This is a genomic window from Aulosira sp. FACHB-615 (assembly GCF_014698045.1).
Taxonomy (GTDB): Bacteria; Cyanobacteriota; Cyanobacteriia; order Cyanobacteriales; family Nostocaceae; genus Nostoc_B.
In genome coordinates this window covers 331,439-356,108 of sequence record NZ_JACJSE010000004.1, presented here as the reverse complement: position 1 = coordinate 356,108, position 24,670 = coordinate 331,439, and the positions used below count along the sequence as shown (strand labels likewise).

21 protein-coding genes are annotated in these 24,670 nt (G+C 41.6%); 5 read left to right on the top strand and 16 right to left on the bottom strand.

Annotation, left to right across the window (positions count from 1 at the left end; all coding sequences use genetic code 11):
• Window positions 1–34: 34 nt before the first annotated feature.
• The 5 genes from H6G77_RS08730 to H6G77_RS08710 form a co-directional block, all read right to left on the bottom strand.
• Window positions 35–313, bottom strand: a complete 279-nt coding sequence (locus H6G77_RS08730) for a type II toxin-antitoxin system RelE/ParE family toxin (protein WP_190871352.1) — start codon at window positions 311–313, stop codon at window positions 35–37.
• A 92-nt stretch (window positions 314–405) separates the two neighbouring features.
• Window positions 406–4,392 (bottom strand): magnesium chelatase subunit H, encoded by a 3,987-nt coding sequence (locus H6G77_RS08725; protein WP_190871351.1) that lies wholly within the window; start codon window positions 4,390–4,392, stop codon window positions 406–408.
• Between the two features lie 591 nt (window positions 4,393–4,983).
• Window positions 4,984–5,988 carry an aldo/keto reductase gene (locus H6G77_RS08720; protein WP_190871350.1) on the bottom strand — a complete coding sequence of 335 codons (1,005 nt, stop codon included), beginning with the start codon at window positions 5,986–5,988 and terminating at the stop codon, window positions 4,984–4,986.
• Window positions 5,989–6,446: 458 nt separating this feature from the next.
• Window positions 6,447–6,842 (bottom strand): DUF433 domain-containing protein, encoded by a 396-nt coding sequence (locus tag H6G77_RS08715; RefSeq protein ID WP_190871349.1) that lies wholly within the window; start codon window positions 6,840–6,842, stop codon window positions 6,447–6,449.
• A gap of 128 nt (window positions 6,843–6,970) precedes the next feature.
• Window positions 6,971–7,612: a hypothetical protein gene (locus H6G77_RS08710; protein ID WP_190871348.1), complete on the bottom strand. Its 642-nt coding sequence runs from the start codon at window positions 7,610–7,612 to the stop codon at window positions 6,971–6,973.
• A 446-nt stretch (window positions 7,613–8,058) separates the two neighbouring features.
• On the opposite strand from H6G77_RS08710, the gene H6G77_RS35325 reads away from it, so the two are divergent.
• Window positions 8,059–12,054 carry a DUF2157 domain-containing protein gene (locus H6G77_RS35325; RefSeq protein WP_199331417.1) on the top strand — a complete coding sequence of 1,332 codons (3,996 nt, stop codon included), beginning with the start codon at window positions 8,059–8,061 and terminating at the stop codon, window positions 12,052–12,054.
• A gap of 145 nt (window positions 12,055–12,199) precedes the next feature.
• Here H6G77_RS35325 and H6G77_RS08700 read toward each other — a convergent pair whose 3' ends face one another.
• On the bottom strand, window positions 12,200–12,622 hold the full coding sequence (locus tag H6G77_RS08700) for a hypothetical protein (RefSeq protein ID WP_190871347.1): 423 nt from the start codon (window positions 12,620–12,622) through the stop codon (window positions 12,200–12,202).
• 304 nt (window positions 12,623–12,926) lie between these two features.
• A complete protein-coding gene (locus H6G77_RS08695) occupies window positions 12,927–14,177 on the bottom strand; it encodes an HhoA/HhoB/HtrA family serine endopeptidase (RefSeq protein ID WP_190594648.1) in 1,251 nt (416 codons plus the stop codon).
• Window positions 14,178–14,592: 415 nt separating this feature from the next.
• Between H6G77_RS08695 and H6G77_RS08690 the strand changes: the two genes are divergently transcribed.
• On the top strand, window positions 14,593–15,336 hold the full coding sequence (locus H6G77_RS08690) for a hypothetical protein (protein ID WP_190871346.1): 744 nt from the start codon (window positions 14,593–14,595) through the stop codon (window positions 15,334–15,336).
• A gap of 199 nt (window positions 15,337–15,535) precedes the next feature.
• On the opposite strand, the gene asnS is transcribed toward H6G77_RS08690, so the two are convergent.
• Together asnS and H6G77_RS08680 are read right to left on the bottom strand one after the other, a co-directional pair.
• Window positions 15,536–16,927, bottom strand: a complete 1,392-nt coding sequence (asnS, locus tag H6G77_RS08685; protein WP_190676368.1) for an asparagine--tRNA ligase — start codon at window positions 16,925–16,927, stop codon at window positions 15,536–15,538.
• Between the two features lie 2 nt (window positions 16,928–16,929).
• Window positions 16,930–17,298, bottom strand: coding sequence for a hypothetical protein (locus H6G77_RS08680; protein ID WP_190676366.1), 369 nt, complete (start codon window positions 17,296–17,298; stop codon window positions 16,930–16,932).
• A gap of 176 nt (window positions 17,299–17,474) precedes the next feature.
• On the opposite strand from H6G77_RS08680, the gene H6G77_RS08675 reads away from it, so the two are divergent.
• Window positions 17,475–17,792 (top strand): DUF6439 family protein, encoded by a 318-nt coding sequence (locus H6G77_RS08675; RefSeq protein ID WP_190871345.1) that lies wholly within the window; start codon window positions 17,475–17,477, stop codon window positions 17,790–17,792.
• Between the two features lie 105 nt (window positions 17,793–17,897).
• Here the strand turns inward: H6G77_RS08675 and H6G77_RS08670 are convergent, their stop codons facing one another.
• The 3 genes from H6G77_RS08670 to H6G77_RS08660 all read right to left on the bottom strand — a co-directional run bounded on the left by H6G77_RS08670 (window position 17,898) and on the right by H6G77_RS08660 (window position 18,951).
• Window positions 17,898–18,302, bottom strand: a complete 405-nt coding sequence (locus H6G77_RS08670) for a PIN domain-containing protein (protein WP_190871344.1) — start codon at window positions 18,300–18,302, stop codon at window positions 17,898–17,900.
• Window positions 18,292–18,552 carry a hypothetical protein gene (locus H6G77_RS08665; protein ID WP_190676359.1) on the bottom strand — a complete coding sequence of 87 codons (261 nt, stop codon included), beginning with the start codon at window positions 18,550–18,552 and terminating at the stop codon, window positions 18,292–18,294. Before H6G77_RS08665 ends, H6G77_RS08670 begins: the two co-directional genes overlap by 11 nt.
• Before the next feature lie 99 nt (window positions 18,553–18,651).
• Entirely contained in the window at window positions 18,652–18,951 is a 300-nt protein-coding gene (locus tag H6G77_RS08660; RefSeq protein ID WP_396020670.1) for a hypothetical protein, read from the bottom strand.
• 604 nt (window positions 18,952–19,555) lie between these two features.
• Between H6G77_RS08660 and H6G77_RS08655 the strand changes: the two genes are divergently transcribed.
• On the top strand, window positions 19,556–20,314 hold the full coding sequence (locus H6G77_RS08655) for a peptidoglycan-binding protein (protein ID WP_190871342.1): 759 nt from the start codon (window positions 19,556–19,558) through the stop codon (window positions 20,312–20,314).
• A gap of 17 nt (window positions 20,315–20,331) precedes the next feature.
• Here H6G77_RS08655 and H6G77_RS08650 read toward each other — a convergent pair whose 3' ends face one another.
• The 3 genes from H6G77_RS08650 to rlmD all read right to left on the bottom strand — a co-directional run bounded on the left by H6G77_RS08650 (window position 20,332) and on the right by rlmD (window position 23,695).
• Window positions 20,332–21,219, bottom strand: a complete 888-nt coding sequence (locus H6G77_RS08650; protein WP_190871341.1) for a hypothetical protein — start codon at window positions 21,217–21,219, stop codon at window positions 20,332–20,334.
• 232 nt (window positions 21,220–21,451) lie between these two features.
• Window positions 21,452–21,901 carry an ATP-binding protein gene (locus tag H6G77_RS08645; RefSeq protein WP_190594656.1) on the bottom strand — a complete coding sequence of 150 codons (450 nt, stop codon included), beginning with the start codon at window positions 21,899–21,901 and terminating at the stop codon, window positions 21,452–21,454.
• Window positions 21,902–22,333: 432 nt separating this feature from the next.
• Complete coding sequence (gene rlmD, locus H6G77_RS08640) at window positions 22,334–23,695, bottom strand: 23S rRNA (uracil(1939)-C(5))-methyltransferase RlmD (RefSeq protein ID WP_190871340.1); 1,362 nt, start codon at window positions 23,693–23,695, stop codon at window positions 22,334–22,336.
• Window positions 23,696–23,840: 145 nt separating this feature from the next.
• On the opposite strand from rlmD, the gene H6G77_RS08635 reads away from it, so the two are divergent.
• On the top strand, window positions 23,841–24,326 hold the full coding sequence (locus H6G77_RS08635; protein WP_190594658.1) for an allophycocyanin subunit alpha-B: 486 nt from the start codon (window positions 23,841–23,843) through the stop codon (window positions 24,324–24,326).
• Here the strand turns inward: H6G77_RS08635 and H6G77_RS08630 are convergent.
• Window positions 24,311–24,493 (bottom strand): hypothetical protein, encoded by a 183-nt coding sequence (locus tag H6G77_RS08630; protein WP_190594659.1) that lies wholly within the window; start codon window positions 24,491–24,493, stop codon window positions 24,311–24,313. The genes H6G77_RS08635 and H6G77_RS08630 overlap by 16 nt on opposite strands.
• Window positions 24,494–24,670: the final 177 nt, after the last annotated feature.

Genomic DNA, 24,670 nt, shown 5'->3' with positions numbered 1-24,670 from the left:
GTCCGACTATTTAATATACTACTAACATTCTAGATTAGTGATAATCTTCAAGATTTACATCATAAGCATCACCATCTTCAAAGCTAAAAGTTATACGCCAGTTTTTCGATACCTTAACTGCCCAAGTTCCTTTCCTATCTCCTTTTAATTCGTGCAAGTCATAACCTGGTAATCTAATATCTTCCACGATTAAGGCTGCATCTATAACTTCCAGTCTAATTCTAATTTTCTTTTCTAAGTTTGCTGGAACTCCTTTATTAGAATTTTCTCTGAATAGATTTTCTAAAGCTTTACTTTTAAACGTTTGAATCATCGATTTGCTGATTTTATCTTAGCAATTTAAATCATTCATAGCGATGTCTTAGATTTAAAAATAATGGCAGGCAATACGCCTGCCATTGAATGCTATTCTATACCCTCAATTCGGTCTTCGACTTCTTGGTACAACTCGCGGAGGCGGTCTAAATTCTCCTCGCTAGTTTCCCAATAACCGCGACCATTTACTTCTAACAAGGTGGATACCATCTTGCGGAAAGAATGGGGGTTGAGGTTCATCAACCGTTTCTGCATTTCTTCATCTTTGATGAAGGTTTCGTTGGTGTCCTCATAAATCCAGTTGTCCACTGCGCCGGCGGTTGCACTCCAACCCATTGTATTAACCAACCGCTTGGAGAGTTCGCGGACACCTTCGTAACCGTGAGATAGCATACCTTCATACCACTTGGGATTTAATAATTTGGTACGGGCATCTAAGCGCACGGTTTCGGATAATGTGCGGACTTGGGCGTTGGCTGTGGTGGTGTCTGCAATGTAAGATGCTGGTGTTTTGCCATCACCACGCAGACTTGAGACAACCTTGGTAGGGTCAGAGTCGAAGTAATGGGAAACGTCCGTTAAACTAATCTCGGAGGAATCCAGGTTTTGGAATGTCGCCTCAGCAGTTTTGAGGGTGCTTTCAAAAATCTTCCGAGATTGTTCCATCATACCGGGGTTGTCGGCACTGAAGGCGAAGGATTTACGGGTGAGGTACATTTCTTGTAACTCGGCTTCGCTATCCCAGGTGCTGTTTTCTACTGCCAAGTTGATATTTGACGAGTAAGAACCGGAAGCGTTAGAGAAAACGCGGGTGGCTGCTTGTCTGAGGTTAATTCCCAATTCCTCAGCTTGCTGCATAGCGTGTTTGCGGACGAAGTTCATTTCTAAGGGTTCATCTGCTTCCGCAGCCATTTTCACCCCTTGATCTAGCAGGTTCATCTGGTTGATGAACAAGTCGCGGAATACTCCAGAACAGTTAATTACAACATCAATTCTGGGTCTTCCCAATTCTTCTAGGGGAATTAACTCCAACTTGTTCACCCGTCCCAAAGCATCGGGAACCGGACGTACACCCACCATCCACATGATTTGCGCTAGAGATTCACCGTAAGTTTTGATGTTATCGGTTCCCCAAAGAACACAGGCAATGGTTTCTGGCCAGTTACCGTTGTTTTCGGCTTTATTTCTTGCCAAAAGTCTATCAACAACGATTTTAGCTGATTGGACAGCCGCAGCCGTGGGAATTGATTGGGGATCAAGGGCGTGGATGTTCTTACCTGTGGGTAATACATCAGGGTTGCGGATGGGGTCGCCACCAGGGCCGGGAAGAATGTATTCGCCTTCTAAGCCTTTGAGTAATGCGCCGAGTTCGTTGTCTGCACAAACTTGTTGTAAGCAGAATTCTAAATACTCGAACAGGGGTTTTAAGGCGGAAGCATCAACTTTGGGATAACCAGCTTTGTGTAATGCTTCTACCCAAGGTTCTTTTTTGCCCATGTTGAAAAAGTTCAACTTGGAAACTAAAGAAACTCTGCCTTCTGCGTCGGTTTGTTCTTGTACTAAAGCGCGGACGGCGGCGCGAGTTGCTAGGGTGATGTCTTGCAGTAATTGGACATCTTCTAATACGCCTCTGTCGCTATTTTGGTAAATTTCGTCAATATCGCGCCCAATACTGCTGGCAATAATCCGGGGTAGGCTGAGGATTTCTTCTTCCTGACGGTCTAAGCTGGCAATATTTACCAGAGTGGCGATCGCTTCCTCGGCACTTGGGGGTTTACCAATGACGTGCAAACCACAAGGTAACAAACGAGATTCGATTTCCATTAACTTGCGGTAGACGCTGCCGACAATATTATCCCTTTCTTCGGGGGTCATGTCTTTGGCATCGGTTTCGGGCAAGTTAATATCTTTATCTAGGTTGACGATCCGGCATTTATCCATGATCGTGTTGACGATGGGGATACCGCGACCGCTATCTTTTAAGGTTTGGTAGGAAGCAATTAACTCGCTGAGTTCCTTCAAACCTTTATACAAACCAGCGTTTTCTGCGGGTGGTGTGAGGTAAGAAATTGTTTCGGCGTAACTGCGGCGTTTGGCAATTGTCGCTTCGCTGGGGTTGTTGGCGGCGTAGTAGTAGAGGTTGGGAATTGTACCGATTAAGTTGTCGGGGTAACATTCGCCCGACATCCCCATTTGTTTACCGGGCATAAATTCCAAAGAACCGTGAGTACCGAAGTGCAGTACAGCATCCGCGCCCCAAACTCTTTCCAGGTAGGTGTAGTAAGCCGCAAAGCCGTGGTGAGGGCTGGCGGAACGGGAGAACAATAACCGCATCGGGTCGCCTTCATAACCGAAGGTAGGTTGAACACCAATGAAGACGTTACCGAATTGCTTACCGTAAATTAACAAGTTTTGTCCGTCACTGTTGAGGTTTCCTGGTGGTGGCCCCCAGTTTTCTTCTAGGCGTTGGGAATAAGGTGTCAGTTCTTCGTATTCGGGGACTGACATTTTGTAAGCAATGTTGAGTTCGGGGCTGGCGTACTGTGCTTGTGCGTCGTGGATGACTTGTTCCATCAACTCTTTCGCGTTTTCTGGTAAGTCCTGCACGTCGTAGCCGTTGTTTTTGAGTGCGTGCATCACCTCGTAAATTGAGCCGAATACATCGAGGTATGCGGCTGTACCGACGTTGCCTTTGTCGGGGGGGAAACTGAAAACGGTGATGGCAACTTTTTTGTTGAGTTTGGGTTTGCGACGCAGGTTAGCCCATTTCAAAGCCCGTTGTGCGACTGCGGCGATACGGTCTTGGAGTGCGATCGCCTTTCCTGTTGCCCCATCTCTACCCGATAATATAATCGGTTCAATTGCTCCATCTAATTCAGGAATCGCAATTTGCAATGCTACTTGAATCGGATGTAAGCCTAAATCGCTATCTAACCACTCTTCCGTAGTTTGGAATACTAAAGGCAAAGCCACCATGTAAGGGCGATTCAGGCGTTTGAGTGAGTCAATTGCTTTGGGGTGGTCTTGTCTAGCGGGGCCGCCTACCAACGCAAAACCTGTTAAAGATATTACCGCATCAACTAACGGGGTTTTAGTTGTGGGTTCGTAGAAGTAAGCATCCACAGGTTTGGAGAAATCCAAACCACCAGCAAACACAGGTACTACCCTTGCGCCTAATGCTTCTAACTCCTGAACCATCGCCACGTAATGGGCATCATCGCCTGTGACTAGGTGAGTGCGTTGTAATACTAACCCGACACAGGGTGCTAAAGGATCTTTTAAATCTTGGGGGATATCCCGGCGGGCGCTGTACCAGTTGAGATATTCTCGAACATCCTCATACATGGTTGTGGCTAAAGGATGCCAAATTCCCATGTCGGGATAAACTACTGGTGCTTGATATTCTAAAGATGCAGCTTTTTGTTTTTCGACATCTTTTAATACATATTTATCAGCCAGCATCAGCAAGAAGTTTTCCAGGTTTTCTGGAGAACCACCCAGCCAATACTGGAAACTCAGCATAAAATTGCGTGCGTCCTGTGCTTTATCTATCGGTAAGAACTTCAGGACTTGGGGCAGTGTCCGCAATAGTTTCAGCATTCCATCTTGGAATCCTGCACCGGATTTTTCTTTGCGTTTCTTCATGAATTGTGCGATCGCACTCTTCGATTGACCCAACTGTGCCAAGGAAAAACTGCCCATTTTATTTAGGCGCATTACCTCTGGCATCGAGGGAAACACAACAGCAACGTCTAGATTATCGCGGTGTGGTTCTACTGCTGCTACTACTTTCTGTGCTAAGTCTTCGATAAAAATCAGAGAGGCAATAAAAATATTGGCACTTTGTATATCGCGCTGGAACTCTTCGTAATTTTCAGGATCTCTGAGTTCCTCAATCAAGTACCCACTGATTTCAATCGCAAGGTCAGGATTGTTGGCGTTAATTGTACGAACCGCTTGCGACAATGCACTCTGGTACTGGGACTCAAGCACGACATAGACCACCTTAATGAAGTTACGTCCGCCCAGGTTATCAGGCGCAATGTGTCTAATGGTGGACTTGACGTGGGTGAACATGCTTCCTCTGCTCCTTTGATGCGTGTTCTCGACTGGAATTTCTTTGTGGCTAAGTTGCCCACAAAGTTTAACGATTTTTTTCGGCAATAAGAGTTTTTTATCAGAAAAACCTTACCAAATGGGCATTTTGTCGCTTAACTGACATAAATCGATATAAAAATCGCAAACTTTGTTAACAAACATTAATAGATAATAAAAGCAAATGCTCACTTAATGTAACAAAAACTTAATAATTTTCGATATATTCTGGCAAATTTGTACTTTTGAGGCGTGATATAGCCAAATATATAAATATGTAATTTTGTCAAGTATTATCTGGGAAGTTTAGGCGATGAGAATGAAGGGGTCAGGATTCGCGTAGTGTTTCCCCATATATTCATAGTAGTACCAAATCAAGAGCGATCGCCTGACTAAAACAACTAAGCATAAAACAGGTACGCGGTATGAAATTTTTACATACCTACCTGTTCTCTTTTGTGAATGAAATCGCAAAGTTTATTTAGCCAATATGGCTTCACTATTTAAAGTATTCAGAATCACATCATGAAATTGAGTTGTTGAACCAGAATTTGGTTCACTCAAATACTCCCTCTACGGACGATTACCAGAAGGATACTGATGCCCCAAAACGGGATGGGGTGTGTAAGGTTCTTCTAATAATTTGCGCTCTTCATCAGAAAGTTCTAAATCAACAGCTTCAACAGCCTCTTTCAGATGTTCTATTTTACTAGCACCAATGATGGGAGATGTTACACCTGGTTGATGCAATAGCCAAGCTAGGGCAATTTGTGTAGGTTTAACACCGCGTTTTTCTGCTAATTCAACTACGCGATCTACTACTTGGAAATCTGAATCTTGATAGTAAAGATTATGAGCGAATTCATCAGTTTTGGCACGTAGTGTTTGCCCATAGTCTGATTTACTGCGATTTCCGGCTAAAAATCCTCGCGCCAAAGGACTCCAAGGAATAATCCCAATTCCTTGATCGATTGCTAAAGGTATTACCTCTCTTTCCTCTTCTCGATAAATTAGATTGTAATGATTTTGAATGGAGACAAAACGAGTCCAGCCGTGAATATCTGCTGTGTACAGGGCTTTTGACAGTTGCCATGCAAAGACACTAGAAATTCCCAAATAACGTACTTTACCCGCTTTGACAATATCATGTAGTGCTTCTAGGGTCTCTTCAATTGGTGTTTCATAATCCCAACGGTGAATCTGGTATAAGTCTACATAATCTGTCTGTAAGCGCCGCAAAGAAGCATCAATGCTATCAAAAATATGTTTGCGAGATAATCCTCGGTCATTTGGCCCATCACCGACTTTACCATGTACTTTAGTCGCAATCACAACCTGATCTCGTTGAGCAAAGTCTTTCAATGCTCGCCCGACAATTTCTTCACTAGCACCCAATGAATAAACGTCTGCGGTGTCAAAGAAGTTGATTCCCAAATCCAAAGCCAGTTTGATGAATGGACGACTTTCTTCTTCTTCTAACACCCATTCGCGCAATTTCCGAGAGCCATAAGTCATCGTACCTAAAGTAATCCGCGATACTTTTAGTCCAGTTTTGCCCAGATTTACATATTTGGTCATAATGTCTGCTCTACTTTTTGTTGAGATGCTTAAGAACGTTGTGTGCGATCTTGCTATAGCTGTTTTAAAAGGATTTATCTGAAGAATTGCTTTGCTATAAGCATGACTTTGCAAAAGTTAGCATAAATACTACCATAAATCAGTCGGCTAACCGGAGTTTAAATACAAGATTAAGCGTTGTATTTGGCAGATCCCTTTCCTAATCAGGCAGTAACTCAAACTTTTTCGCCACAAACTATTACCCTGATTGCGCTGTAGTAAGGAACGAGGCGTTATGAAAAAGCGATCGCTTGCTGCTTGGTATCGCTATCAGTACTCCAGACTGTGGGGTGCGCTGGTACGATAGAACCTAACTATACACATATTTTGCATCTGATGTACAACTTTAGTCGTTAGGTGCAAGATTGTGAATTAACTTCTCTCGTAAAATCATCATCAATAAAAGTCATAAGAAATTGCTACAAGGCTTGTGGTATCGTTGTTATTTCTTTTTCAATGCGAGCTTTCCAGGCTTGTAGTTTTGCACGTAGGGCTTCTTGATCTGATTTAGGAGGCATTGCAGAGATTTTTGCAAAGTGTTCTCGATTTCGCTCTTCCCAATATTGCCGAATTTCCACTGCTGTTTGCAGACATTCTTGGTATTCTGCCTCAACTTCTGTCTGATGAGTTTCAATGTATGCTAACGCTGAATTAATCTGCTCATCATTGAGACCAAGCTTCTCACGAATCAGTTTTGGTGGATACTGAGCTTTTAGATAATCCATCACGTCGTAAAGTGTGATGCGTGTACCGGCGATCGTCAATCCACGTTCTGTGCGAATGATTTTTGGTTCTTGCTTGGATGCTGCTACCATAAAGATTTCTCATCAGAAGCTAATTTCATCATATCGCCAATGTAACTTTTCAGCAGACACAGGCGATCGCTATTGGGTTTTGATTGAGATTTGGAAGTTAACTAATTTATAAAGTAATACAAACCTGCTTATCGACGTATTTTAGGTATAAATGTCTTTTCCAGCTTTTCTGCGATTCGGAAGTATGCAATTAATGGGTTCCCCAGCCCAAAAGGTAATGCTTTGATGATATCTCGATCAAGACGATAAATTCTAGAACCCAGTCGGAGGATAACATCTCCATCTTCACGAGCTTTTACACGCTCTCTTAAGCGTCGAATTTCTTCACTTATAGCACTTTCGCCTACCTGCTCATCTATTAAGATTATTTCTCTATCTAGATTTTCGAGTTCAGCTAAAATTCTAACAGCATCACGCTCTAAGCTATCTATTCTATCCAAGGCTGCTTGTCGTCGAGATTCAATTTTTACAATTTCCGCAAGCCGCGAACGTTCTGCTTCGAGAACTTGAATCTTTTCCTCCTGAGTTTTAGCTTGCTCAATTAGCCTTTCAATCTCTGGAACTTTGGAAAGTCGCTGTAGGATTTCGTCATCAGATCGGCTAATTGCATAGCCAAATAAGGCTAGACCAACGGGAGCAGCAGTAGCAGACGCAATGCCAAACCAAACTACAAAACGATTATCTTTTCCAGATTGAATTCCAAGATAAACGGTTCCGGTAACAAGACCAGTCGCAATAAACGCTGAAATAATTTTCCTTATCAAAACCACTAGAGTAATTAAAAAATGAATTGTAAAAGTATATTTGTCTAACGATTTATTGTACGGTCAATTTCTATCTATTACCCATATTTCGTCTTCAGAAAAGCAATGTTATGCTTATAAACTTGAAATTCAAACTTCACAACCTCAAACTTCTGTTTCAGAACTCGAAGATAGAACTTCAGATGTTAAATTACTGAGCAAAAAAATTGGAATGTGAGTCATTTTGAGATGATTTGCGCTATGAGACTTAGAATAAATTCTGGGGCGGAATAGGTATTTGCAACAAAACTCCTGTTTACTTAGACATTCAGCAATTGCAGGGGATTTAAGGAGCATTCGATCCCACTCATCTTAAAACATTCTAGCGATCGCTCCCGGAACTGGCACAAGTTGAGTCAAGATATACGTTACCCTCATCAAGATTTAAGTATATACCTATACGGCTGCTGCTTATGTCATCTTCTCCAGAGCGTCCGTTAAAAATTAACCTCACCCTACCATCATCCCATCCGCAGTTATTGGAGGGATTGGATTTATGGCTGCGCTTGGGTTTGATATCTGATACCCAAGTTAGGCAGTTATGTAAAGAATATCTCAGTTGTACGGTAGTGTTACAGCCGCAAGTCGAACCGGAAGCAGTGGTAGCGGGTGCAACTCCCAAACAGAAGCCATTAATTGCTTATGCACCAGCACCGCCAAAACAACCTTCTCAACCCAATTTTGTCACGAGGATGTTGCAATCTTTGGGGGAAGAATTGAGTGTACGCTGGCTACTATTTTTAGGTGTATTTTTAGTAGTGCTGTCCTCTGGGGTATTGGCTGCAAGTCAATGGGAAAGATTTCCCGCATCTGGACAGTATGGAGTGTTATTTGCTTATACTTTAACTTTTTGGGGTTTCAGTTTTTGGACTGGGAGACAAGCAAACCTGAGATTAACCACTCAGACGCTATTAATTGTCACGTTATTTTTAGTGCCTGTAAATTTTTGGGCAATGGACAGTTTCGGATTATGGCACAATCCGCTTAACTGGTTGACAGTTGCGATCGCTGCTCCTACTCTTTCTTTTGTTACAGTTTTACTTTGCAGTAATCGTACAGTTTTTCCCAACTCCTCCACAAGAAAGTTACCGCTAATTAATATCCTGGCGTTGAGTTATTTACATTGGGGTTGGAAAATCGCAGTCTTTCCTTTAATTGCTGTGTATGCAGCGATGATAGGCACAACTCTACTAACTGTCTATGACATTCGTCGTCAGCGACGTAATACTGGTGAAAATCAACTCAGTTTATTTGCCACCGTCATTGTTTACTCATTAATTGTACTGTTGTCACGGGCAATTTTTGTTGCTGGTGTAAATGTCACCCAACTAGGGTTAGCCATTGGGATTTGTGGTTGGTTGATTACGTGGTTAGTACAGCAGGGAAGGGTGCAGGGGTACAAGGGTATAGGGGTGCAAGGGGGACAAGGTGGACAAGGTGGACAAGGTAGACAAGGTGGACAAGGTAGACAAGGTGGACAAGGTAGCTATCTTTCTCCCTTGTCTACCCCCTCTCACTCGTCTACCCCCTCTCACTTGTCTCCCCACTCAGCACTCAGCACTCAGCACTCAGCACTTCACCCCGCTTGGGAAATCTTAGGTAGCCTTTTACTCTTCCTCGGTTGGGCTGTGGCGGTAATAGATTATCCGGGACAAGCTTTGGCTGTGAGTGGTTTGGCTTTGTGGTATGTGAGTCAGCGTTTGCAGAGATATAGCCTCAAGCTTGATTTAGCGGTGCTGTTTTTGGTTGGCTTGCAGTCGATTTGGCAGGGTTGGCGAGTTGTACCGCCGGGAACGCGACAATCGATAATTGCTACTGCGGCAAATATCACCCAGGCGCACAATGAACCTTGGGCGTTGTTGAGTGTGGCATTATTTCCTTATTTAATTTTTATGGTATGGTTTTGCGATCGCCTGCGTCATGCCGAGAAACGAGATTTGGCAAATTATGGTGAAGCGATAGCCGTGATGTTTGGCAGTTTTTTAACTGTCTTGTCCACAATTAATCCTACCTTGCGATCGCTAAATCTAGTTTTTTCTACTATTACTTTGGTTGTTGTTACTAAACGCCGTTCGCCATCTTCCACGCCATTAATTTACCTGACTCACTTCATCGGGTTACTGGCACTTTTCTCAGTCATAGACTGGTTTTTCCCCAACCTCCCCCATTATGTCTGGGCAACGGTGATCTCAGTTGTGATGGTGGCAGAATGGGGATTTAGTCTTGGTAATGGTAGCTGGCAAAGTAGTGCATGGTATTTCGGCTTAGTATTATCCATTGTCAGTTTTAGTTTATTTTTTGATGCCACTTTTAAACAAATTAACCAACAATATTGGGGCGTGATTTGGTTAATTACACCCTTATGTTTGACTTTTTTAGCTAGTCGCACCACAGGCAAACCCCGCATCATCAGGGCTTTTTTGAGTGGGGTGGCTGTGTTTGCGGTGCAGTTTTTAACTATTCTTGTACCAGAAACTAGATTTATGAGTTTGGCGGTGGGTACGGGTGTAATGTATCTCAATACCCGCTATTTAAGAAATGAAGGATCTGCCGCTTTTACCATTGGTTTAGGACTGAGTTTTGTAGCGGCGTTGCTGTGGGAAGGAATACCAGGATTACCCCGCCTAGCTATTGCAGGTTGGTTAGTTGTAGGTGCGATCGCCTCTTTTAGTTTATGGTTAATGCGAAAATTACTGCAACAACGCAACCATGATTTAGCAGATATATATGCAGATGCTAGTGATAAATGGGCGATCGCTTTATGTTGTACTGTACTCTTAAGCCTGACAATCCACTCATATTTAGTTTATGATGCCGTCGTCATCCCCGGAGTTTGGTATTTAGTCGCCAGTGCAATTACTTTACTCGCCATTGTTTATCGTAGCTGGCGTGAACCCACAGATTGGGCATTTTACGGTATTGGTTGGTGTGTAGAATTATTCATCGCCGAAGTGTTGAGCTTTGGGGAACGTTCTACAATCAGAATTGCGATCGCTAATATCGCTTTAGGTTTATTCACCCAACTTTTAGGCGAATGGTGGAAAAGACGATATCATCCCGCCGTACTTCCCAGCAGTTTACATATTCTGCCCTTAGTTTATGGTGCATTGAGTGTTGTTCTGCGGTTAAATGTTTTTACCGAGTGGACTGGTTTATCTAGTTTGGGTGTGGCGTTAATCATCATCGGTATCGGCAGACGACAACCAAACTTTAAACCTCTGCTGTACTGCGGCATTATTGGCGTATCAATTTCTTTTTATGAACTATTGTTTTATCAAATGTCCCAAGCTAAAGGCGGTGCATTAGGTGATGGCTTAATTGCTATGTCCACTTTAGGGACAAGCATCATGCTAGTTTACAACCGATTAGCGCCTTGGTTGAGCCGATATTTACGCCTCAGTTTGCTAGAAATCAAAGGTATTGCTCATCTGCACTGGGCTTGGAGTAGTGTATTATTAACCCTGGCCATTGCCCTGCCAATTCAAGCTAACCGCCTTGTTGGGTTGGGTACAGGGGGATTATTAATTATGTATGCCATCTTTCAAGGAAGAGGAAATAGTAATACACCAAGGGTTTTTGGCAGAATCACCACAGAAGAAATGTGGGTGTATCTCGGCTTATTAGAAGTATTGGGAATGCGGGTTTATTGGCGAGAAACCGCCGTCGGACAGTGGCTAACCGGGCCGTTAGTCCCTTGGAATGGTGCGATCGCTTGTGTGATAGCCTACTTCTTATACAGCTTACCCTGGGAAAATTGGGGTTGGTCAAAAAGACCTTGGCAACTCGCCGCCTACATTTTGCCATTAATGATTTTGTGGGAAACCAAACTGCAAGTTTACCCCATCACCCTGCTCATTGCGGCTGTGTTTTACATCATCTTAGCCAAGGTGAGTGAAAATATCCGCCTCACATATATTAGTATCGCCTTAATTGATTGGGCAGCCTGGAAATGGTTATCTCAATTAAATATTACTGATCCCTTGTGGTATTTTACCGCCACTGGACTTTCGCTGTTATACATTGCCCAAGTTGATCCACAGCTAAAACTGCCAGAATCAAAATCATCGCGGCACATTGTGAGGCTGGTAGGTATCAGTTTAATTTGTGGATGGGCAGTAGTATTTCATCAAGATACAGTCATCATTCCCGGAATTTTCAGCCTCATCGCTATTTTTGCTGGATTAACTTTGCGTATTCGGGCTTTTTTGTATGTTGGTACAGCTACTTTCTTAGTTACTGGTATTTACCAATTAGTCATTTTCAGCTTACGTTACTCATTTTTAAAATGGGTGATTGGCTTGCTAGTTGGCATTTTACTGATTTATATCGCCGCTAACTTTGAAACTCACCGCACCCAACTTAATAGCTTACTTCGCAACCGCAGTCATGAATTGGATGAATGGGAGTGAAGAAGGTAGGAGGCAGGAGGCAGCAACAACTTAGATTTGTGTAGGTTGGGTGGAAGAACGGAAACCAACATTCACGCATACTGATAGGTATCGCACTACATCCAAATCTTGCTCATTCATAACTGTGAGATTTTAAACACCAAGTCTACACTGCTGCATCTGCCTGAGAGGAATTTGAAAAAAAATTATACGCAAATGCGATCGCACAAACAATTTTCCATGATGCGAGTAGTTGGTTGAGCGAAGTCGAAACCAACGGCATCGGTATATTTATTCTTGTAAATCGCCTAATGAGTCTTGAATACTCACGGACGAGTCTTTGAACTCCATTAATCAGTCTTTGATACTCGCGGACGAGTCTTTGATATTCGCGGGTGAGTCTTTGATTCTCGCGGACGAGTCTTTGATACTCGCGGACGAGTCTTGAATACTCGTGAATGAGTCTTTGATTCTCGCGGATGAGTCTTTGATTCTCGTGGACGAGTCTTGAATACTCGTAAATGAGTCTTTGATACTTGCGGATGAGTCTTGAATACTCGTGGATGAGTCTCTGATACTCACTCAGCATTTTGCCATATCAGTGGTTTACAAAATAGAATTAGAGCTTACGCAAAAAACCTCTCAAACTCTCATTCCTCCATGAACTCTGCGTCTCTGTGGTTCGATTTTCCGTTTCCTGTGCGTAAGTCCTGAAAATTTTAATCTCAGGCTAATTTTGGCAATCTGTGGTGGTATTAAAATAAACCTTAACCCTGGCAACAACTCACCGCGATGCACTTCATCCTGATAGTGAAGAAAACAGTCCCAATGAAACTAATTTCATAGCAAGTATAAAAGTGGGACTGCTATTTTTCCTCAGCACTCAGCACTCATCATTGCACTTGAGTGGGGAAACTACCGGGACGCACAGATAAATTCAGTGTTTGTCCATTACGGCGTAACTCTAAGCGCAAATCTGCACCAATTTGGCTTTTATCAACAGCTTTTTGGACGCTTTCGGCTTCTGTGACAGCGTTACCTTCAATCTTTTGGATGACATCACCTGCGCGTAACCCGGCTTTGGCGGCGGGTGAATTAGGCAGAACTTTCACAACTAAGACACCTTTATCTTCATTAATACTCAAACCACTATTGGGGTCAGAATTAATATTTTGTTTGATTTGTGGGGTTAACCCAATCATTTGAATGCCAAGATAAGGATGCTCGACTTTACCTGTAGAAATTAATTGGTTAGCAATACGTTGTGCTGTCGCAATGGGAATAGCAAAACCTATACCTTGCGCTCCTTGAATAATAGCTGTATTCATGGCAATTACTTCACCACGGGCGTTGAGTAATGGCCCGCCAGAGTTACCAGGATTAATTGCTGCATCAGTTTGAATAAAATCTACTCGCTTATCAGATGCGCCAATTTGGTTGCTACTGCGTCCGGTGGCGCTGATAATGCCTGTGGTGACTGTATTATCTAATCCTAAAGGATTACCAATTGCGATCGCCCATTCTCCTGGTTGCAATTGTTCAGAGTTACCTACGGTAACAGTCGGCAAATTGTTGGCTTGAATTTTGACAACCGCAACATCTGTTAACTCATCTTTGCCTAAAACTTTACCTTGAAAACTCCGCCCATCTTTGAGAATAACTGTTACTGTATCTGCACCATCAACAACGTGAGCGTTGGTGAGGATTTGACCATCACCACTAATAATAAACCCAGAGCCAGTACCCCGCTCTACTCTTTCTTGGCTTTCTGGTAGTTGTGAACCAAAAAAGCGGCGGAAAAATGGGTCGTTAAATTCTTCTGGTAATTGACTTTTAACAGTGCGAGAAGAATTAATTCGCACTACGGCTGGCCCTACCTTCTGCACTACCTGAGTCACAAAATTAGGATCTGTACCCGCAACAATTGGCGGTGCAGCATTTACCCGACTCAAAGCCAAATTTGATGCACTTTGCGACACCTGCGACTGATGGTTAGCCAGATAACCACCAGCTAAGGTCATACCAGAACCTAGCAACACCAATGATAGAGAAGCCGCCGCCTTTCTCCAAGGTGCTGGTTTACGGTATTTGGCATCTGAAGTGCTATTTAATGGGTTATTTCCGTCTGGTATTTGATTTTGCATTGCCGTTTAAAAGGTTATTTTGAATCTATTACTAATGTAGACAGGGTTTATTACACTTTTGTTACAGCCCTGTAGCAAAAGTGTGAAAATGTGAATATTTTCCTACTCAAGAGCCTTTCTACTAACTTACACACCTATACTCTTACTCCTATGCACCTATTCTCAACCGTCTTTGTGCATAAGTCCTGATTTATCTAGTAGTCTGCCAAGGAAACTTTGCGTTGTGGTCAGCAGAGGAGCAGAGGGGCAGAGGGGCAGGGGGGAAAGACTTACTGCAAGTTTCTCCCCTGCTCCCTTGCTCCCTTGCTTACCTCCACGTAGCAATTTTGGGTTGGTACACTACTAGTGCAGAATTGGCACTGAGAAGAATTTGTGTTAAGGTGTCGTCTTTTACAGGGTTCCCTACTCACAAACCATGACGAAGCGCCACCAATTACCTAAATCTCTAGCATTTTTATGTTTATTCGCAGCATTAGGAATTGATTTAGTCAATCCTCAAGTTGTTGCCCAAACAAGTATTAGGACATCTTTTGGCAAAGGTGTAGCATTTACCTGCAATGACAGCGAAGCCAGCATCAAAGCGAAAAATGGGCCAAAAATATCAATAGGTGCAAAAACTATTTACATTGGTTATCAACAAGTAACATCTCTCAACAAAGACCCCCGCATTATTCGCTTTGATAATGGTGTAAAAAAATGGTGTCGCAATGACTACGAAACCACCAATGATGATGGTACAGGCTATGGGTTGTTATGGGATGGCAATAACGTTTTATATGGCGTTTTTTCTTCGACTGGTAGCCAGACTGGTAACGATTTTCGTCGCTTTGCTAAGAACGGTTGGCTATCTTCTTATGGTAGTGGTGGCGGTGCCAAAGTAGCCGTTATTGCCAGGATTAATCCTAGTAATGGTAGCGTTTTATCTGCGACGTTTGTCTCTGCAAGAAAGCCAAGTGATGGGAAAAGTAATTCTTTAGCAGTAACTAACTTATCATGGAACAACACCACCTTAAAAGTACTAGCAGATTCATGGTCTAATCCACGGCGTGCTGATAAAAATTCCATGACTTGCGCTGGTGCATCACCTTATAAATACACCGCCGTATTTACTGGTGATTTAACAAAAGCAAACTCGGCTTCCGCAGTTAATTGTAATTAAGAAGGTTACGGGTTATAGGCAATACGGTTCAGTTAAGAGAATAGTAGGTTGGGTGTAGCGATAGCGTAACCCAACAAAGCCTTGAAAATGTTGGGTTCCGTTCCTCCACCCAACCTACACCTGCTCTACCTATCAAATAATGAACTCCCCACACCTCCCACACCTCCCACACTCCCCACACCTTCTTTTCTATCCCTAACTAAAATTCAGCATTTTGTGGTGTGCGGGGGAATGGAATCACATCACGAATATTTCCCATACCTGTCATAAACTGCACGAGTCTTTCAAAACCTAAGCCAAAACCCGCATGAGGTACAGTCCCAAAACGGCGCAAGTCTAAATACCACCATAAGTCTTCGGGTTTCATTCCTTGCGCTATTACCCGACGTTCCAGCACGTCTAAACGTTCTTCTCTCTGGGAACCGCCGATAATTTCCCCAATTTTGGGTGCGAGAATATCCATTGCCCGGACAGTTTTTTCATCGTCATTTAACCGCATATAAAATGCTTTGATTTGCGCGGGATAATCTGTGACAATTACTGGCTTTTTAAATAGTTGTTCTGCTAGATAGCGTTCGTGTTCTGATTGTAAGTCTAAGCCCCAACTTACAGGATAATCAAATTTAACATCTGCTTTTTCTAATAGTTTGATAGCATCTGTATAAGTCAGACGTTCAAATTGATTGTTAACAATATTTTCGGCTGTGGCTAAAACTGTATTATCAATGCGCTCATTGAAAAACTGCATATCTTCTGGGCATTTTTCTAATACATAATTAAAAATATGTTTGAGAAATGCCTCGGCTAAATCCATATCACCTTCTAAGTCACAAAATGCCATTTCTGGCTCAACCATCCAAAATTCTGCGAGGTGGCGAGAGGTGTTAGAATTTTCGGCGCGGAAGGTAGGGCCAAAGGTGTAGACGTTAGAAAACGCCATCGCCATCACTTCTGCTTCTAACTGTCCACTAACTGTTAAATATGTGGGTTTAGCAAAAAAGTCTTGTGTATAATCTATAGCTTGGTTGTCAGTGCGGGGAACGTTTTTGAGATCGAAACTGGTGACGCTAAATAATTCACCTGCTCCTTCGCAATCACTGGCGGTAATAATGGGGGTGTGTACCCATAAAAATCCGCGTTCTTGGAAAAATTGGTGAATGGCTGTGGAACAAGCATTTCTGACGCGGAAAACTGCACCAAAGGAATTTGTGCGCGATCGCAAATGTCCAATTGTGCGTAAAAATTCAAATGAGTGGCGTTTCTTTTGCAATGGATAAGTTTCGGGATCAGCTTCACCGTAGACTTTCACCGCCTCGGCTTTTAATTCAATACGCTGTCCTTTCCCTTGGGAAGCTACCAATACACCGTGAACTTCCACCGACGCACCTGTATTCAGTCTTTTCAAAATCGCCTCATAGTCTGGCAAATCTTGATTGATGACAACTTGCAAATTCGCTAGTGATGAACCATCATTGACTTCAATAAAGGCAAATCCTTTCAAGTCACGCTTTGTTCTTACCCAGCCTTGAACTACAAGAGACTCATCAGGTTGACCACTTCGCAATATTTCTGCAACTCGTCTATTTACCATATTTACCCAGCACAGGATTTTAATATCCAGCCTATGATAACGCCCATTCCACCAAAGCGGACGGCTTGCCAGAAAGGTTTTTTCAAGCTACGCCAAGAAAATAACCGACTTTCTAAATTGATTTCTAGCAAATCCAACTGCTTTTGAATTTGTTTTAACTCAGCTTTGATTTCTGGCGTTTGGGGTTTATTGTCCCTTAGTTCTTGTTGGCGTTGTTGCCATTCTGCCTTTTGCTGTTGATCCTGCTTAACTTGAGTGTATCGTTCTTTAATTAAGATGAGCGATCGCTCTACTTCTGCTAATTCTTGCTCAAAATCCGGCTCTTGATTTTCTTCGGCTGAAGGATTATGTGATTTTTTAGGCGGCTTCATTGACTGATAGTAAATTAAGATTAATCTAATGCCAATAGTTGAAAGTTATAGCAAGAGGCAGGAGGCAGAAGGCAGAAGGCAGGAGGTAAAAGTTTTACCATACTTAGTGTTCATGCTTTTTAAACGTCCTCATCTATACTTTGACTGCTTACTAGTCAATCCCCAAATTTATAAATATGGAATCTCTTAATACTCAGCACTCAGCACTCAGCACTCAGCACTCAGCACTCAGCACTCAGCACTTAGAACTCAGCACTCAAGAACTAGCACAAGTCCTTATGGAAAGACTCACCATCTCTCCTAACGATTGGCATCGCCTCAAGTCTAACCGCAATTCTCGTGCTAGTGAACAAGTGGCGGCGGCGCTGGTATATCTCCTCAAAAACCAGCCAGAAGAAGCCCTTCCCCGCTTAGAACAAGCTGTAGGTTGGTTAGATAAATCAATATCTGCACCCCCATGTCCGACACATGGACATAAGGGACAAGGAAGTTAACTAGTTTTTAATAATACTGTTGATGAGCGATCGCATTTCTTACTTTACCGGAGAGTGCGATCGCTTTTCCCTTAATTGCTCAATCGGAATTTAGGTTTATTGAAATCAAATCGAGATAATTTGGAGAGCTTTAACTTGGTGCATTGGCTTGGTTGGTTTTTCAGTAGTAATTAGTTCATCAGCTTTGAGCCAAACAGCAGCAGCAACATGAAGTGCATCCATCGCCGCTAAACCGTAAATACAGGCCAGTTGATGAGCATCTTTTGTGATTTGCTCCAAGTCTATCGCCCAATCACTAACAGCATTGAAGAAGGTTTCGTAGAAGTCTGTTTCGTTTTGCTGTTGGTTATAAATTGCTTTGGGGAGTACTTCTAACTTGACAAATTGACTCGATACAAATTCTCTATTTGCGTCATTGAGAATGCTATTTGCTCGAATACTGATTGATTCCACTCCCCTAAAAGCAGTGATCAGAACTCCAGAATCGATGTAAGTTTTCTTACGACTCACTGTATCCACCCCGACGTTCAGCAAGCTCTTGTTCAATTTCTGCTTCGTTAAGTAATTTTATTCCAGAGGCGATCGCTTGTTGACGAATTGCCCACAATTTCTTGGCTAAAGGCGTTTGTGGAATATATTCTTTGTTGATTGCTGTTGTTTTTGATTGAGATTTTAGGGTTTCAACAAACTCTAAAACCATTTGCTGCTTTTCGGGGGTGAGTTCTCGCCAGCTTTCAAGTAATTGTTCTTCTTTTCCCATAATCCAACTCACTATAGATGTTTTAATTGTGACTCATATTGTTGCTGAATATTTGAAAATTACCCCGACTGTGAAAAAAGCCGGGGTAGTTGTGGTTAGTTATGCAACTAAAATTTGACGGATTAAAATACTCATCACTTGATTAGGGTTGTCGGTTGGAATGAGTGGACTCCAATCGCCCACCTCTGCATAACCGATCGCCTGCAAATAATGTATTGTACTAGTGACAGCTTTGGGTGAACCAATCAACAAATGTTTAATGGGTTCTCTGTTGGGTAATGGCTGTTGATTAGATGGCTTGGGAGTAGGTGCATCAAAATTTTCCCTTCTCAAAAATTGTTCTGGTGGTGTTTGAGCAGAATTTTGATCATCACCGAATTTATATTCTTGTGCCATGATAATAATCGACTCCTAATTAGGTGTTGGAAGAAAGGCGATTGCAGACTTTGACAGGACGGCGATCGCCTTTCTCATGCTATCTATAATAAAGTATAAAACTATACCTGTCAACCACTTGCTTAAATATTTTTATAAATGATTAAATCTGGATAAATGGCGGCTTATCAAGGTATTTGAATAATAATGAGAAAAATTTTCAGGATTTATGGAGTGTATTAAAATAAAAAGTATATTCAGCAATTTCAAGTAGGTTGGGTGTAGCGATAGCGTAACCCAACAGAGTCTTGAGAATGTTGGGTTCCATTCCTCCACCCAAGCTACACCTGAATTGAGCCATAGCATCACAACTTTATGTTGTAACGACAGAATGTTTATTAGATAATGCTGTTGATGAGCGATCGCATTTTTTACTTTATCGGAGAAAGTGAAACCCAACAATATCAAGAATTTTGGATGTTGGGTAGAGCGATCACTTCAGCCAATCTACTTTTCTAATTTCCAATCAAAAGTAAAAAATTTTACTTTTAATTTATGTCAACCCTTTAGAAGATAAGCAATAATAATCTTAAATAACGAGATTAAAACGAATTTAGTAAGTAAGCTGATGTTATTTTGGAAGCTAAGAGGGCGAACACTTATAGTAAAGGTAGTTTTTGCTCTTTTATCTATAGAATTAGGGCTTATTGCCATTCCTGGATATGCTCAATTTACAACAAGACAGTGGGTAATTGTTGGTAGAACTGATGATGGTTTTTACTATGTAGATGTAAATAGTATTAAAGGAGAAGGAAACTATAGAAGTTTCTGGTATAAAAGAGAAGCAAAAGAATCCAGATATTCTCTTGATGGTTCTTCTCCAGGTAGAATATATACCAAACAAGTTACTAATTTTTACATAGACTGCGATACTAGAAAAATAGGAATAATTCAAGCAGTAGCATATTATCCTTCAGGTGAAGTTGAAAAAAAATATGAATCTGCTTTAGGTTCTTATCCAGAAAGATTAGATTCTGTTATACCTGAATCTATCGGTGAGAATTTACTAGAATACGTTTGTTCTTTGAGAAGCAATACTCAAACAATTCAAACTCAAAATATACCTAATACTAAACCTCCTGCCCAACCAAATAATCAAAATACTAACGTTACTCAACAGGTGTTACCAAAGTTAGAGCTAAACTCAACTGGTAGTGCAGTGGAGTTATTACAACAAAAGCTTAAGAAATTAGGTTTCTTTAAGGACGATATTACAGGTTACTATGGTGTTGTTACCCAAGATGCTGTAATTACCTTTCAAAGAAGTAGAGGTATTAATGCAGATGGAATAGTAGGACAACAAACTTGGACAGAATTACTTAAGTGAAAATTGTTTTTTTATTGCTAAATATCAGATTTTCCTTCTGTACTCCAAGTAATACACTTTAATGATGAGTTATCTACCCAATATTCACGACCTAGCTTAAAGAAACCTTGAGGGAACTGCCTTGTTGCTAATGGGTTATGAAGCAACACAAAATCATCTCCAAATTCGTTTGGACGATTTAGTACATCCATACATGAAAATAATATTGCACTGATACCACTGTATTCCTCTTTAAAAAAGATATCAGTTGATACTGATGCACCAGATTGTTTACGTGAACTATCTTGATACTGATAAAATCGCTCTATAGGCATACCAGACTCAGTATCTATATTTATAGATTCATTACCAAAAGGTAAAACACTGCGAATAATTCTTGGAATTTCAAGCTCACGTCTAGCAGATGGAATCGAACTTCCGTTTATAGCAATAATGTAGCAATCTTCAGGTTTAACAATTTTTTTAGCTAAATAATTTTTATATTTTTTATTATATTTTTCTTCAATGGCTGAACGGTAACGAAGTTTTATTTTCTCATCTGGAATATTTCTAAGAACACCAAACTCCATCTGAGATACAGCATCCACTCCCTGTCCTGGTTTTGGTGCTACTGCCTCAATCCAAATCTTTAATTCACCTGTATCTATAAGTATATCTGGCCCTTCATCTTTAGAATCAATAGATAGTCCTTGAAATATTAGTGAACAAGCTAAATACATTTCCCATATACGCTGATTAAAATCTATCTTTGATTGCTCTAAAAAATTAGTATCAGCATATTGCTCATAGCTTAACCACATTTCTTCAATAAATTTTTTATCATCCAAATATTGTGGTTGATCCCTAATTATGCTGTAAGCCGGATCTGCATTTTTAGGAAGAAATTCAGAAAAAAAATACGTCATTTATTTTTGAATTTTTACTTGCTCACCGTTATCATTAAGTAAACCAAAATCAATATTTTATTCCGTAGAATATATAGAACGTATTCAAAAAAATGAAATACATTAGTTTAGGTATTCGTATAATAATGTAGAGACGTTACATGTAACGTCTCTACATATTTTTGGGTTTTATGCTTGTACCTTATGTACCCGAAACATACGGTATGTTAAATTTCACACTTCACCCGTTTCCTCATCGCCTTAAAGACAACCGGGGGCGATTTTCCATTTGTTTACACAATCGTAATTCTGTACCTCTGCGGCTCCATTCTACTTGATCAAAAATTTGATGGAGCAAACATAAACCGCGACCACTTTCCGATTCATCTGGTGGTAAATAATCTACCGCTTCTTTATCAGAACTTGGTTCTGGTGTAAAGCCTTGACCTTGGTCTGAAATTACCCACCAATATTGGTTATCTATCAACGAAAAACGCACTACAACTCTTTTACTAGGATCAAGATTATTACCATGTTTAGCGGCATTGACTAAGGCTTCTTGGAGTCCTAGCCGCAATTCTGCTTGTAATTTAGCTGGAATTTCTGCCAGCAGTAAATCTAGTATGGGACAAAGATAGAGAGTAGAGGCAAAACTAAGTGTGCCCCAATAACGTCCGACTGGACGAAGCGAAATACTAATCACAAGAGAAACCCCATAGCTTTCAGTTAGCTAGACATCAGTTTGCTTGTACGCGCACCCTGACAAAGTTGGAGGTGGTCATGCTGCCTTCAAACTTGCGTCTTTTATACTAGTTTTGAAAATGCTAGGGAGCATTTACTCTGTTTATGAACTTTGATTGTCGATACATAAAACGGCTTTTGAAATTCTGCGATCGCAGCCAGCAAATTAAAATATGCTGAAAGTTTTTGAGAACTATAAAAGTGAGTTTTGTATTGCCGATTCTTATATCAGACAACCTTATTCATAATCAATGAGAGTCTATGCAACTTTAGTTGTTTTAACAAAATCATTTCTATGTTTTAGGTTAATTCGATTTTAGCATTGTTACTATGCAAGAGACTACAAATTTGCAATTTAAGATTTTGATAAAGAGTTAGTACTCTTATTTAAATGTCATAACACAAGAAAGGCAGCAGCTTCTACATGAGAGGTTTGTGGAAAAAAATCAGCAGGTTGCACCCTTGTAACTTTATATATGCCTCCTTCACATAACAACTTCAGGTCACGCGCAAGTGTGGCTACTTTACAGCTGACGTAAACGATGCGGGCAGGTTTCGATCGCAGTAATGAATCGATGACAGTGCGATCGCATCCCTTACGTGGTGGATCAAGTATGACCACATCAGGTATTATTCCCATTTGCGGCAGTAAATTCTCTACCGCACCGACTTGAAATGTAACGTTATGTATACTATTGCGATTCGCATTCAAAATTGCTTGTTCAACTGCTTCGGCTTGTAATTCCAGTCCAAATGCTTGGCGTACCTGCTGGGCTAAAGGCAATGTTAAGGTTCCAATTCCACAATAAGCGTCAACTAGTACCTCATTTCCTTGGAGGTTAAGTTCTGTCTGAATGACTTCTAAGAGTGCTTCGGCTGTTTCCGTAGAAACTTGGAAAAATGTATCGGGGCGGACTTGAAATTCTAAATTGGCAAATTCTTCTCTCAGATAAGAAACTCCAGCAATAGTGCGAGTTTCCCTACCAAAAATGGCATTAGTGCGTTCTGGGTTGCGATTTAAAGAAACTCCCACCAATTGCGGATATCGCTGCAACCAAACCTCGGCTTGTTCCGTAATTCCCGCTAAATTCCACTCAGTAACCACCAAAGTCAACAGCATTTCTCCCGTGCGGCGGCCGATGCGTAAACCTAAATGGCGAATTTGCCCTTGGTGACGTTGTTCGTTGTAAATTTTCCAGCCACGTTTTTGAATGTCTTGCTTGACTTCTGCAAGCAGAGGATTTAAGCGAGAATCCTGCACAGGGCATTGATTTAAGTTCACTAAATGGTGACTACCCTTTTGGTAATATCCCGCCTGTACTTGCCCGGTAGTAGAAACACTGACAGGATAAGTAGATTTATTGCGGTATCCCAGGGGTGACACAGCCGCCAATACAGGTTCTACTGATGGTGCAGTAAAACCACCAATACGCTGCAAAGCCTGAATAACTTGATTGCGTTTCGCTTCTAGCTGATATTCATAATCAATATGCTGCCACTGACAACCACCACACTTATCAGCCACAATGCAGCTTGGGCGGATGCGGTGGGGTGATGGCTGCAATAGCTGGATGAGTTTGCCGTGAGCATATTTTGGCTTGACATGCAGTAAACGTACCACGACGCGATCGCCAGGGACAGTATCTGGGACAAATACCACACGCTCATCATAGCGACCGACCCCATCACCAGTGTCACTGAGATCAGCGATCGCAACTTCAATTAATTCACCCTGTTTCCAAATATTGTTCGTCATTTGTCAATAGTCATTTGTCATTTGTCAAGAGATTGAAGTTTAATTTCATACTTCATACTTCACACTTCATACTTTGATTTCCCTTCCCCTCTGTACCTCCAACTCGTTAAACTAGCAAATAATATTTCTCGTGATTACAATAATCATGACTGTAATTAGCCAAGTTATTCTCAAAGCCGACGACGAACTGCGTTATCCCAGCAGTGGCGAACTCAAAAGTATCAAAGACTTTTTGCAAACAGGTGAGCAACGGACTCGTATTGCTGCTACCCTTTCCGAAAATGAAAAAAAGATAGTTCAGGAAGCCACCAAGCAACTTTGGCAGAAGCGCCCTGATTTTATCGCACCCGGTGGCAATGCCTACGGTGAACGCCAACGTGCATTGTGTATCCGTGACTTTGGCTGGTATTTACGCCTGATTACCTATGGCGTACTTGCTGGTGACAAAGAACCAATTGAAAAAATCGGTTTAATTGGTGTGCGCGAAATGTACAACTCCCTTGGTGTTCCCGTTCCTGGAATGGTAGAAGCCATCAGTTGTCTGAAAAAAGCCTCCCTTGACTTACTCAGTGCAGACGACGCAGCAGCAGCAGCACCATACTTTGATTACATCATTCAAGCGATGTCATAAGCCAAAGTTTGTTTTGCTTCTTTAGATGTGTCTTCCTGAGTTGAAAGTGCTGAGGAGCCACTGCGTTGGGCGGCTCTGCCGACTCCCTCAGTGGCGTTGCTGAGTTGAAAGTGCTGAGTAAACACACTAGTCGCCCTTTCATGCTTGGCTTTTGAAATCAGTTTCATCAGGACTGTCTCTTAAAGTGAGTGCTGAGTGTTAGCACTCAAAACATAACAACTCTAATTTGATCATACTCTCCCCACATTTGGTAGTGGCTTTGGCCATCTCTGTGTCTAGCTATCAACCAACTGTGGGGAAATTTTATTTGGTCATTAGTCATTAGTCATTAGTCAATGGTCACT